The sequence below is a fragment of the Marinomonas sp. 63XJN7_7_ISO-PGPR-S23-202 genome, from assembly GCF_056173505.1.
In genome coordinates this window covers 5,037,833-5,049,770 of sequence record NZ_CM149677.1, presented here as the reverse complement: position 1 = coordinate 5,049,770, position 11,938 = coordinate 5,037,833, and the positions used below count along the sequence as shown (strand labels likewise).

Sequence of the window (11,938 nt, the reverse complement as noted above, 5' to 3'; positions counted from 1 at the left end):
TTCTCCCATCTTTGTAATGGTGCTAGTTCGTCGACACAAAGCGTAAGACCTAAGCCCCTAGTAGCTCGCTACTAGGGGCTTTTTCTATTATATCGTCGCGCAAATACCTAGTATTCCTGCCCTACAAACGCTCATTTAAACTTCTAACTCTGCTACATGGAGCTTTTGTAGTTCTTTCTCTCGTTGTGCTTCTCGCTCAGCTAGATGTTCAATTGCTAGCGAATGATAGTTGTCTCGTCTGGTAAGCTCGGCTAGCTGCGCTTCTCTCATTTCTTGAGTTGGTTCAACGCTTATATCTTTTGCTCTGCATCTCTCATTCATTTCAGCACTGTTTATGTACAGATGCGACTCGTCTTTGTGTCTACTGAGCGCTACATAAGTATTTGCTCTGTTCATACTGCCGGAATAAAGCGTAAAAGTGTTGCCATCTACGGTTGTGCCTTGGGAGCTGAAAATTGTGAGAGCGTAGGCATGGCAGAGGTTCACTCCGATGTCGTCACTGTATTCTGACGAGAGAAAGGATACTGTTCTTTTATCATCTATTTCGATAGTTAACCTTGTGTCGTTTTTGAGGCTTTCTATTTTTTTGATTGTGCCGAGCGTGCCGTTTGACACTTGCAGTGCTCGGTAATCGTTACGACAGAACTTAACGCGATCACCGGCTGAAAACTCATAGTTGAAAAGTTTATCTGCAACGCTGCATTTTAGTGGGACGTTTTCTGTTCCTACACGGCCTTCGTCAATGTAGATATTTCGAATAGCTTCACTCAGAATTTTAACGTCTTTCCATTGCTGTGCGAGTACAAGCGATTGCTTATCGGGGTGAGCCTTTTGGTAGTGGTGCCAGTCTTTGATTAAAGCTTGTTTAGCTGTCTCTTTATTTTCTGCCCAATGAAGACAGCTTTTTACTCTTAAGATATTGAGAGCGCTTTCTGACCGTCCATCTCTTAAATCTGCGACTATTTGCCTTGCCCAGCCTTGCCTTTGCCTTCTTATTGTTCCGATTCGCTGTGTTCCCAAAATTTCAGGACGAGATAAGTAACGTAGCGCTCCGCCTTTGTTTATGGCATCAAGTTGCCTATCTTCCCCCGTTAGAATCAGCTTGCAGTTTGATGTTCTCGCTTCATAGAGAAGGGCTTGTAAGTCAGTGCTTGGAACTAGCCCTGCTTCATCAATGACCAATACATCAATGTTTCTAAGAGGATGTTGGCCCTTTTCAATAAGGTTTATATAGCTTGCGATGGTGCGCGAAGAAATCCCCGTTTCTTCAAAAAGGTTGTCTGCTGCTTTTTTAGCGATGCTTGCCCCAGCTATTTGAAGTCCTTGTTTCTCATATGCAATTTTTGCAGCAAGCATAAGTGTTGTTTTGCCCGCACCAGCGCTACCTTGTGTAATACAAAAATCACCATTTTCTAATGTGTAATCAATTGCTGCTTTTTGTTCTTCATCGAAGCCAAAACCTAACTGTGCTTCTGCTTCTTTTATAGCGTTTTTGATTACACTACTCTCTAGTGTCTTTGAATGATTATTTGCTAGGAGTTTTGCGTCTTCTATCATTAGTTGCTCATTCAGTAAAACTTCTCTAGTTGTAAACAGTGGGGAATAGGCTTCGTTTCGACTTAAAGTAATCACTGACTCATTTTCAATAAGAAGTTGAATAAATAATTGAGCTTGCTCTGCATTAATACCGCAATGAGATGCCTTAACCGCAACAAGGAAAAAAAGATCTTGCTCTGTAAAAGTCGACTTTCTTTCTGTTAACTCGGCAAGAATGAGCGCATGATCAAGAAAGTTAGGCTGAGACGTTTTTTCTGCTTCAATAAGATCTTGAATAATTGTCTGAGTTAAACCTTTTTGATTGATCTCTTCTCTCCACTGTTTAAAGAGTGTGTTTCGGTTTATATCAGATTTCCTTTGTCGGGTTGTTAGTTTGAAGTGCTGACCTGCCTTACTTGCACTACTTTTAATGCCTGCATTATTTAATTCTTTTTGGATGTCTTTTGTTCGGCTAGAGTAGTCATCACAAATCTGCTTTGAAATACCTTTTATATGGAAAGAGTCACCATCAGGCTCGATTTCAAAGCCTAGCTTCTTCATTTGAAATGCCATCTCTGCTCGAAAAATAGCACCTAAAGGCTTTATCCAGCGATAAATTTTGTAGGAATCTATGCTGCCGAATGTTCCATCTTTTCTGGGAGCTATATTGAGCACTAGAGCGTGAATATGGCTGTTTGGTTCTGGTTTTTGTGCTCTGTTGGTACAGTGCTCATAGGTGGCAACAATAAGGCCTGATACTTCCTCGTATTGCTTCGACCCCTTACCGCGTCGAGTTATCGCGGCTTTAGACTCCATGGTATGGATTGCTTCTTGTACAGATTGACGCATGGCTTCTTCAATTTTTATTTGTAGTGCAGGTGTGCAGCAAGCCAATAAAATGCTAATGCTTTTAGGAGCACTAAAAGTACAGTCCCAAGCACATCGTCTTGTATCGTCTCCAGCATTTTGGACTAAGGGATAACCATTAGGAGAGAATCCCTCCATAAGGTTGTTATAGTCGCTGTACTCTATAGTTTTTCCATTGAGGCCGAAGTATCTACTCCCTGTCCCTGTCCATGTACCGTTTGGCTCACCATGATCTGAATAATATTCCTTGGCCTGACCCTTAGTATTCAGCTTGGTCTGCTGTGGGAAATAATCTTTATTTTTGACAGCACTAATAGTCGCGACCATTTTTTAGCTCCATTTATTGAGTGTATTTTTGTTTTGAGAAGTTGGGGGAGTAGGCGTTTCCTCTACTTTTGCCTTTAACAGCCACTTGGCAGAAATAAACTTTTTCGCTTGATCAGGCTTTTTGAAGAGAGGCCAAGTCAGCTTATAGACGGATTGCCAACTTGGAATAAAGAGATAGCCTTCGACACCTTGTTTATTGGCTGGCCTGAGCTGTGTCAGCTCAGAGGCTTCGACCAGTAATTGCTTTGAGCGAATGCCTATGTGGTTAGCATTTTGGTAGTCGGGCACTTCAACGGTCTGTTCACTCAGCATTTTGGCTGTATAAGCTGCATCATCTCCTGCTGTACCAAGTCGCAGTGTGATAACGTTTGATAGTAAGTTTAGTAGAACATTGGTTTCGTCTTCTCCATAGATATCACGGATTTGTGAGAGTGATTGAGTACAGATCACCGAACGTCCTCCTGAGGCCCGAGAGAGCTCAAGCCACTTTTTAACACTGGGGTTAGGTGGCAAGTTGGCGAACTCATCAATGAACAACCAAGTGGGTCTGTGAAAGTTATTACTGGTTGAGAGGTAGTGCTTTGTCATAAACGAGATAACAGCATTGCACAGGGGCTTACCTATTGCTTCATATTCACTGTTGTCTTGAATGATGATCACGCGTTTACTGTTAGCGTTTTTAATCCACTGACGCAGGCTAAACGGCTTTTTGCTGTTTTTCTTCCATGCTAGGCTTAAATATTTGAGCCAATTTAAGTTTGTAATCAGGTGAACGTAGAAGCCTTGAGTCGTTTTCGAGTTTTTCTGAATTAAGCTGTTTACGGTTGGGTAGTGAAGCTCTATACGAAGCAGGGCATACTCGGGACTGAGTTGGAGCAACTCATATAAATCGTTCCATCCCCAGTTTCCTTTATAGTCATGTATCAGCGATACAATCATCGCTGTTAGGATTAATCGCGCCCCGTCATTCCAGATTTCTTCCTTTGCTCCGCTAGGAGGAATCAAACACTGAGCGAGTAACTCAGCATCTTGTTCTGAACGCACGTCTTTACAGATGTCCCACATCGCACTTCGAGCGTCCCAAGGGGCGAGTAAAAATGTGCTGGGCGCGTGGTAAAAGCTTTCGGTTAGCTCGCCTTTCACGTCGTAGATGACCGCATAGTCACCACGTTCAATAGCCTGCTCGATCATGGGCTTTAAGACTGTCGACTTCCCTGCACCTGTTGTTCCCAAGATACAAAAATTATTTTGCTCTCTGAGGATCGAAATCGGAACTTTAGGATGAACTTTAATACCCAATTGGGTGTTAGCGTCCTTTAATTCTCGTTTTTGCATCTTAGTTGCATGGACGATGGCTTTTCTTCCCAAGAGAAGCTTGGGGCCAGACACATAATCTAGCTCTTTAGAACTTTTACGATGTTTAAAGCAGGCTTTTGTTATGCAAAATGAAAGTGTGAGTGACAATAAAAAAGGAATAGATACATGGAGAAAAAATATATCCAGCCATTCATTTTTGGCTAACATCTTGTAAAAAAGATGCCAGCTATCTAGTGATACAAGTGGTGTTATATAACCAAGAGCAGAAAAAATATATGGAATGCTTTCAAAGAACGTAGGCCAGCTATAAGGCGTCAGCCACGACCAAGCTAATGGTATAGATACAAATGAAAAGACAACCAACAGAAAAATATTTAACAGGGAAAACTGTATTAGAAAGAAAGAGCTTTTTTTCATGATTATGCTCCTGTTCTAAGTCGAGTAATATATACTTTTTTTGCAAGTGCTCGCTTATAATCATCTAGTCCAGCGATAGCAGCTACCATTTCAAAGACTTTATCTAGTAAGCGAATCTCTAACTCATCTAACTGAGTCTGTATGCTTTTTAGTTCTTTGCTTTCCTCCCACAGGTGGCGGAAATACTCAGATGGGTTTTGTCCACTTCTTTCAATGTCTTCTTCAACTTGAGCTGTATCGCTTGCAGAAAAGCGAACTGAGAACGCTTTAGATTTTGTGTTTAGTCGATAATTTCTTGCCATGATTTAGAACTCTTTTCCAGTAAACAATGTATACACATTGATTTTGTTAGATTTATTCAGAATTTTAGTTAGGTGCTGTAGACAGCTTAATAAACACGCTAACCTCATGATAAATATGAGATTAGCGTTGAGTTATGAGTTAACCGTCAGCTCACTCAGGAGCGATTGGGTCTGAGTCAATAAGAGCTTTTAAGTCTTTTTTGGTAGCTTTTTTAATTTCTTTTAGGCATTTACGGTTGGATGGTGAAAAATCACGCTTCTTGTGAAATACCTCATAAGCCTCCGAAACAATCCAAATTGAATCTAAGTCTGTATATTTCTGGAAATATGGCGCGCTCAAATAATTTAAAGTGAGCGATTGCAACCTTCCATATAAAACAGGATTAGGAAACTCAATCGGATATAATTCTAGAGGTTTTTCTTTTTCCTCTTTAGTTAGTTTTTTAGCTAAGCCGCTAATTAGTTCTTTGTAATTTTTTTTCATTTTATTCCCCTTATTTTTTTTCAATCCAGTTATTAATTTCTTCAAATTTCCAAGCAATTATTCTTGGACCAAGCTTTATTGGGCGAGGAAAATCACCATTTTTTTGCCAACGCCATAGAGTGGTTTGACTGATCCCTAATGCTTTTATTAACTCTGATGAGCGATATAAAAGCTTTTTGGAATATGTTTTTTTATTTATCATTACTAACTCCTTAATGGTTAAAATTTCTTAATTGTTTATCTGTATTTTTAGATGAAGTCGTAAATATAAGTTAAAAAACTTTCATAATCATTTTTGACTTCTCTTAATTACTTATCAGTGCTTTTAGAGAAAAGCGGAAAGTGAAGTTGAAAAAATTCACAATCAGTTTGATTTCTCTTAATTACTTATCAGTGCTTTTAGAGAAAAGCGGAAAGTGAAGTTGAAAAAATTCACAATCAGTTTGATTTCTCTTAATTACTTATCAGTGCTTTTAGAGAAAAGCGGAAAGTGAAGTTGAAAAAACTCACAATCAGTTTGATTTCTCTTAATTACTTATCAGTGCTTTTAGAGAAAAGCGGAAAGTGAAGTTGAAAAAACTCACAATCAGTTTGATTTCTCTTAATTACTTATCAGTGCTTTTAGAGAAAAGCGGAAAGTTAAGTTGAAAAAAATCATAATCTGATTGATTTCTCTTAATTACTTATCAGTGCTTTTAAAGGAAGGTTGAAGTATTATTATCTGGTGAGGTATAGGCGTAGAAGTAAGAAAATTGTATTTGTCTATGTAGTGAAATATAGGAATCATGTATGGAAGTAATGAATCAGCAATCAGATCAGGCACTACTTGAGGCTGCTCATAGGGGGACGGCTCAGCCATTAGAAGACCTTAAATGCCGATATAAACCGAAGATAAAAAGCTTGTTGAACAGGCATCTTGGTTCGATTAAAGGGGAAATAAGCTATTCTCTAGAGACTCTGTATCAGGATCTTGAAAGTGAAGTTTGGATAAAAATTTTATTGAAACCACTATCTGAACTAAATTTTGATCAAGAAGGATCTATAGGTGGCTTAGTTCATAAAATTACCACAGATCACTTTATCGACAAGTATCTTAGAAGTGAAGCTCGCAGGGCTGGCATAAGTTTAGACGCGCTGAAGAAATTATCAAAAGAAGAGAGAGCTACACTTAATCGCTATAAAATTAATAGTGCATCGGATAATGATGACCAAAATGAAGAAGATTATTCTACCTCTTTAGGGGATCAATCTATCTTTTTAGAAGATAAAATATCCGAAGATGATTTTTTATATAAGATAATTGATCAGCTCCCTCAAAACCTTAAGGAGGTTGCTTATCTCAATGCTTGGGGGTTTACTCAGAAAGAGATAGCAATTGAAATTGGTATGAGTGATAAAACTGTAAGGAATTATATTAAAGAAATTAAATGTTTGGCTCAAAAAGCAAAAGAAAATCTAGGGGTTATTACGTAGATACTCTAAAATAAAATTTCTATTTTAAAAATTATTTATCACTAAAATTAGTGGAATTTTTTTATTTTTAGATTTATATCAATAGTATAATCTCTGTAATTTTAATTTTTCGCAGAGTTAAATTTGAACAATTCAAGACCAGAGAACCTTTTTTTTAATAGTTAAAAGGTCTCCGGCTTGCATTATAAAATCCTTTTATTTATGGGGATTAAAAATATTATGGATGATGCTATAAGGCTGAGAGCATTCTTTCTTTCATTGAAGTAATCATATCGATCATAAATCCCTTCAACGCCCTTCACTTTATGATTGAGGCAACGTTCCGCTACATGGCTAGGAACGCCATTTTGCGCTAGTAAGCTGCGGCAGGTTCTCCGTAAATCATGTACAACGAAATGTTCAATTCCATGTTCACCCAGGATGTTTGGCAGTGGCTGTTTTTTCGAATCTACCTTTTGTCCAAACATTTTTGCTAAGGCGTGATTTAGTGTGTCATCGCTAATGTATTTTCTTCTTTTGCTGGCCCTTCTTGAAGGGAATACATACTCTGAGCCATTGGCTCTTACCATTAGCTCCTGAAAGATTGGCTTTAGAACATCAGAAAGAGGGATGTTAATCTTCACTCCTGTTTTGGTTCTTTCCTCAGGAAGAGCCCATACCATTTCTTGAAAATCGAATTCACTCCATTTTGCAGCAATGAGTTCGCCTTTACGGACTCCTAAGACAAGAAGCAGAGCTAATGCTAAGTAGTTCTCTCTCGTCATGATGTCCGTGTGACTTTCAAAAACTTTAAATACCGTTTTTATTTCATCTAAAGATAATGCTCTATCTCTTGATTTCTCAGCCCCTCCAGCATCTTTTTCAGTGAATGGCGCTGCTGGGTTATTGGCTAAAAGATCTAACTTAAGAGCATGGTTGAATAGCTGTTTACAATAGTTAAGAGCGTCATTGGCAATAGAAGGACGGCCGCTTTTGTTGATCACTCGAATGATTTGTAAGATATCTCGTGAATTAACTTTATCTACTGGCAGCTCGCCAATGTAGGGTGATATATCTTTGCGATATACACGTGCTGGTATTTGAGGGTTTTTCAAATGTCGTTCGCATTCAGAAAGCCAATCTTTAGCGACATCATTGACGGTGCTAAAGTAGGGGAGTTTGTTTCTTTTTTTCTCTGCGATGGGGTCAATGCCATCTTTGATAGAGGCTCTTGTCTGTATTGCTTTCAGCTTAGCTTCACTGAGTGGCAGCCCTTCTGGAGGCTTTCCATAGCGTCCTAAAGTGATTTCTCTACGTTTACCGTTAATTGTGTACCTAAGTATCCAAAAGGCACTTTGTTGTTCTGTGACTCGAAAATAGAGTCCAGTATCTACTTTGAACTTTCCGACCTTGCCAGCTTTCAGTGTAGCTTTTAGTTGAGCATCATTCATAGTTATAAAATAATTGGTGACAGGAAAGCAGATCCTAGATCATCGGCTTTTATTTGTCACCAATTATGTCACCGTTGTAATGCAATCTTATGGATTGATATGAATGCTCATGAAAATTAATTTTCTTTTAACGTATTGCTTTATAAAGAATCTAACTTCATATAATTTCTTATGAAAACCTATTCTATATTCTGGATCTGTTCCCTCATTTGTTCAATCAGAACTTTTAATTCCACGGCGCTTTGGGTGGTTTCCACGACGATGGATTTTGAGGAAAGGGTGTTGGCTTCGCGGTTGAGTTCTTGCATAAGGAAATCGAGGCGGCGGCCGATGGGGCCGTTTTGTTGTAGCTGACGGCGGACTTCTTTGGTATGGGTGGCGAGGCGATCCAGTTCTTCGGCGACGTCGGCTTTTTGTGACAATAACACGATTTCTGCTTCGACACGCATGGGGTCGAGGTCGACTTTGGCGGCTTCCAGTTTGTCGAGTAGGTTTTGTTTTTGCGCGGCTAGAATCTCTGGTAGTTTGGCTTTGACGTCTTCGACGATGTGATCAATGGCATCAAGGCGCTGTTCGATGATGTCTTTGAGTTGTGCGCCTTCGCGAAGTCGTACTTGGATGAGTTCGTCAACCGATTGGTTAAAGAGTTCGACGACGGCTTTTTTGATGGCTTCAAAGTCGCTGCCTTCTTCGCTGAGGATGCCCGGCCATTTTAAGATGTCTAACGGATTGGCTGGATCAAGGTCTTTAAACCAGGTGCCAAGTGTGTTGATAGCATTCGCTAGGGCTTGGGCGTTTATTGGGTTGATGCTCAAGCTGGTGGCGGCTTTGTCAACGCCTTGAAAGCGCAGTTGGCATTCTAGTTTGCCTCGGTTGATTTTTTTGCGCAGCACATCACGAAAGGCAAACTCAAGCTCGCGGAAGTTTTCCGGTAGACGAAAACTGGGCTCTAGGTAGCGTTGGTTCACTGAGCGTACTTCCCAGCTGATGGTGCCCCAGTCGAATACGGCTTCTTGGCGTGAGAAAGCGGTCATGCTTGCTGTCATCTTGAGTACCTAACAATAAATAGAAAAAGGAATAAAGAGAAAAACGAAAGGCTTATTGTAGCTTAACGGGCTTTGCTTCGACAGTTTCATGGATTGTTGGTTTTTCCCATCACTGGGGGCGCAATTTTATCTAAGATCATTATAATTGGGCCTTTAAAAATGGTTATGACAGAGAGAGCAAATATGCGTCCAAGCGGAAGAGAAGCAGATCAGTTACGTTCCCTGAAGATCACACGCAACTTTACTAAACATGCCGAAGGGTCGGTGTTGATCGAATGTGGCGATACTAAGGTTATTTGTACTGCGACGGTGGTCAATGGCGTGCCTCGTTTCTTGAAAGGCAAGGGCCAAGGTTGGATTACCGCAGAATACGGTATGTTGCCTCGTTCTACGCACAGCCGTATGGACCGCGAAGCCGCACGAGGCAAGCAAGGCGGTCGCACGGTTGAGATTCAACGTTTAATTGGTCGCTCTTTGCGTGCCGCGGTGGATTTGAAAAAATTAGGTGAGAATACAATCACCATTGACTGTGATGTCATTCAAGCCGACGGCGGCACTCGTACAGCCTCTATCACCGGTGGTTTTGTGGCATTGGCCGATGCCATGCGCGTGTTGGTGGAAACGAAAAAAGTAAAAGAAAACCCCATTGTGGCACAAATCGCGGCCATTTCCGTGGGGGTTTATCAAGGTGTGCCCGTACTAGATTTGGATTATCTAGAAGATTCCAATGCCGAAACCGATATGAATGTCATCATGAACGACAAAGGAGGTTTCATTGAGATTCAAGGAACGGCCGAAGGCGAAGCCTTTAGTGATGAGCATATGATGGGCATGTTGGCGGTGGCGCGTAAAGGTATTTCTGAAATCATGGCGCTGCAACGGGATGTGTTGTTTGAGAAAAAATAAGCGTTAGCACGGCTTATATTTTGAATAAGGCCAGCCCCTGATAGGTTGTATAGCATCATCCTATCAGGGGCTGGTTTTTATTGGCTATGGCTCCCGTTGGATGGCCCCTGTTGGGGCGTAATCGTCTGGATTCAGCGGTGAATGCTGTTTGATGTACTGCACTAATAGGTCCGCATCGCTGTCGCCTGTGTTGACATAGCTTGGTAAGTCGGTGAGTTTCGGGTAGCCGTCACCGCCATTGGCGGAGTAGTTGTTGGTGGCAAGGCGGTAGGTGCGGCCTTGTTCAAGTGGCTTACCGTTAATGAGTATGTGGATGGCTTTGCCATTTTTCAGGGTGAGTGATACCCCTTGGAATTGGGCAAAGGCCCCAGTGCCTGGCGGCATACTGGCTACCGCCGATAAATAGTCTGTGAGCTGGTCGGCGTTAAGCGTGACATACGCTAAGGTGTTTCCAAAAGGTTGGACTTTCAGCACACTTTTATAGGTGATAGCACCTTCTGGGAGGCTGTCACGAATACCGCCTGAGTTCATTACCGCGAGGTCAGCGTGAGCGGCTTCTTTCATCGTGCGGGCAATTAAGTTGCCTAAGTTGGTTTCTTGATGGCGAATTTTGTGTCGATCCCCGATAAAGTCGCCTGTTGCCTTGCCAATTTTGCTATTGAGCGCTTGTTCACCCTTTTCTTGATAAGGGGTCAATAAGTTGATCATGTCTGGGTCTTGTGGAATGTCATCCTCAATCAATCGGTCTTTGCTGTGTTGGTCTGACGTATTTTTCTTTAAGTTCACTGGAATGAGCTTATAGGAAGAATGCGTAATTTTGCCGTCTTCATAGGTCAGATCAAGGCGCCCCACGTATTTACCCCACTCGTGAGCTTGTAGAATCAAGGTGCCATTTTGCATGTCGGGTTTGAATAGAGGGGTTTGAGAATGACCGCCGATAATCACGTCAATGCCGGGTACCGCCCGAGCCAAAGACACGTCGCCAGGTGCATTGCCGCCATGGTTGCCATTTTTATAATGGCCCATGTGAGTGATGGCGATAATAATATCCGCCTGCTTACGCAGTGTTGGGATCAGGGTTTTGGCCACCTCAATGGGGGATTTGATCTCCAAGCCTTTGAGGTATTCTGGATTGCCAAGCTTGGCGGTATCGTCTGTGGTGAATCCAACGACGGCAATTTTTAGGTTCCCTTCTTTGAAAATTTTATAGGCCTGAAACAGTGGTTTGCCCGTTTTTTTATTGATAATGTTGGCGGAGAGAAAGGGGAAGCCTGCCCATTTTTGCTGTTGCTCCAGTACCGCTCGGGGATTGTCGAATTCATGATTCCCTAGGGCCATGGCATCGTAGTGAAGCATGCGCATACCGAGAAAATCTGGCTCGGCGTCTTGTAAATCGGACTCTGGAACGCCGGTATTGATGTCGCCGCCGGATAGCAGCATGGTGTAGCCATCGTTTAGTGCGACTTCTTCGCGAATATTATCGATAAGGGTTTTACGAGCAGCTAGGCCATATTCGCCTTGCTCATTCTGCCAGAAGCGACCGTGGTGGTCGTTGGTGTGTAAAATGGTTAGATGATAGATTTTGCCCGGTTGCCAATCGGGTTTCGCTGGTGGTGTAGGTGCAAGGCTTGCACAACCCACCATGACGAGGGTGAGTAGGCTGACTAGGAGATAATTAAGAGATCGACGATACCATTTCATTTAGCCATTCCTTTGAGCTTTCGTTTGCCAGAAAGGTAGCTTATATCGGCGATAAGTTCGAGAGTTTGTGTGAAAAGTTTGCCTCTTTCTCTTGTAAATGAACAGTCTTGTCAATGCACCGTCATACTATAA

10 protein-coding genes are annotated in these 11,938 nt (G+C 41.6%); 2 read left to right on the top strand and 8 right to left on the bottom strand.

Going from position 1 to position 11,938, the window contains the following annotated elements; genetic code table 11:
* Positions 1-135: 135 nt before the first annotated feature.
* The 5 genes from mobF to AC0VYG_RS23235 form a co-directional block, all read right to left on the bottom strand.
* A complete protein-coding gene (gene mobF / locus AC0VYG_RS23255; protein WP_475430199.1) occupies positions 136-2,730 on the bottom strand; it encodes a MobF family relaxase in 2,595 nt (864 codons plus the stop codon).
* A 3-nt stretch (positions 2,731-2,733) separates the two neighbouring features.
* The gene (locus tag AC0VYG_RS23250) at positions 2,734-4,119 is read right to left on the bottom strand and encodes a type IV secretion system DNA-binding domain-containing protein (protein ID WP_475430198.1); all 1,386 of its coding nucleotides are present in this window, start codon (positions 4,117-4,119) and stop codon (positions 2,734-2,736) included.
* A 347-nt stretch (positions 4,120-4,466) separates the two neighbouring features.
* On the bottom strand, positions 4,467-4,766 hold the full coding sequence (locus AC0VYG_RS23245; RefSeq protein ID WP_475430197.1) for a hypothetical protein: 300 nt from the start codon (positions 4,764-4,766) through the stop codon (positions 4,467-4,469).
* Positions 4,767-4,917: 151 nt separating this feature from the next.
* Positions 4,918-5,250, bottom strand: coding sequence for a hypothetical protein (locus AC0VYG_RS23240; protein ID WP_475430196.1), 333 nt, complete (start codon positions 5,248-5,250; stop codon positions 4,918-4,920).
* Positions 5,251-5,260: 10 nt separating this feature from the next.
* On the bottom strand, positions 5,261-5,452 hold the full coding sequence (locus tag AC0VYG_RS23235; protein WP_475430195.1) for a helix-turn-helix transcriptional regulator: 192 nt from the start codon (positions 5,450-5,452) through the stop codon (positions 5,261-5,263).
* A 587-nt stretch (positions 5,453-6,039) separates the two neighbouring features.
* On the opposite strand from AC0VYG_RS23235, the gene AC0VYG_RS23230 reads away from it, so the two are divergent.
* Positions 6,040-6,723, top strand: coding sequence for an RNA polymerase sigma factor (locus tag AC0VYG_RS23230; RefSeq protein WP_475430194.1), 684 nt, complete (start codon positions 6,040-6,042; stop codon positions 6,721-6,723).
* Positions 6,724-6,905: 182 nt separating this feature from the next.
* Here the strand turns inward: AC0VYG_RS23230 and AC0VYG_RS23225 are convergent, their stop codons facing one another.
* Together AC0VYG_RS23225 and AC0VYG_RS23220 are read right to left on the bottom strand one after the other, a co-directional pair.
* A complete protein-coding gene (locus AC0VYG_RS23225) occupies positions 6,906-8,153 on the bottom strand; it encodes a tyrosine-type recombinase/integrase (RefSeq protein ID WP_475430193.1) in 1,248 nt (415 codons plus the stop codon).
* 179 nt (positions 8,154-8,332) lie between these two features.
* Complete coding sequence (locus AC0VYG_RS23220) at positions 8,333-9,199, bottom strand: YicC/YloC family endoribonuclease (RefSeq protein WP_475430192.1); 867 nt, start codon at positions 9,197-9,199, stop codon at positions 8,333-8,335.
* A gap of 183 nt (positions 9,200-9,382) precedes the next feature.
* Between AC0VYG_RS23220 and rph the strand changes: the two genes are divergently transcribed.
* Positions 9,383-10,105, top strand: coding sequence for a ribonuclease PH (gene rph / locus AC0VYG_RS23215; protein WP_067011554.1), 723 nt, complete (start codon positions 9,383-9,385; stop codon positions 10,103-10,105).
* Positions 10,106-10,189: 84 nt separating this feature from the next.
* Here the strand turns inward: rph and ushA are convergent, their stop codons facing one another.
* Positions 10,190-11,806 (bottom strand): bifunctional UDP-sugar hydrolase/5'-nucleotidase UshA, encoded by a 1,617-nt coding sequence (gene ushA / locus AC0VYG_RS23210; protein WP_475430191.1) that lies wholly within the window; start codon positions 11,804-11,806, stop codon positions 10,190-10,192.
* Positions 11,807-11,938 lie beyond the last annotated feature (132 nt).

What these genes read in the sequence shown, in the direction of transcription:
- mobF (WP_475430199.1), bottom strand. Translation starts at nt 2,730, where the DNA reads ATGGTCGCGACTATTAGTGCTGTCAAAAATAAAGATTATTTCCCACAG.
- AC0VYG_RS23240 (WP_475430196.1), bottom strand. Translation starts at nt 5,250, where the DNA reads ATGAAAAAAAATTACAAAGAACTAATTAGCGGCTTAGCTAAAAAACTA.
- ushA (WP_475430191.1), bottom strand. Translation starts at nt 11,806, where the DNA reads ATGAAATGGTATCGTCGATCTCTTAATTATCTCCTAGTCAGCCTACTC.
- AC0VYG_RS23235 (WP_475430195.1), bottom strand. Translation starts at nt 5,452, where the DNA reads ATGATAAATAAAAAAACATATTCCAAAAAGCTTTTATATCGCTCATCA.
- AC0VYG_RS23230 (WP_475430194.1), top strand. Translation starts at nt 6,040, where the DNA reads ATGGAAGTAATGAATCAGCAATCAGATCAGGCACTACTTGAGGCTGCT.
- AC0VYG_RS23245 (WP_475430197.1), bottom strand. Translation starts at nt 4,766, where the DNA reads ATGGCAAGAAATTATCGACTAAACACAAAATCTAAAGCGTTCTCAGTT.
- AC0VYG_RS23220 (WP_475430192.1), bottom strand. Translation starts at nt 9,199, where the DNA reads ATGACAGCAAGCATGACCGCTTTCTCACGCCAAGAAGCCGTATTCGAC.
- rph (WP_067011554.1), top strand. Translation starts at nt 9,383, where the DNA reads ATGCGTCCAAGCGGAAGAGAAGCAGATCAGTTACGTTCCCTGAAGATC.
- AC0VYG_RS23225 (WP_475430193.1), bottom strand. Translation starts at nt 8,153, where the DNA reads ATGAATGATGCTCAACTAAAAGCTACACTGAAAGCTGGCAAGGTCGGA.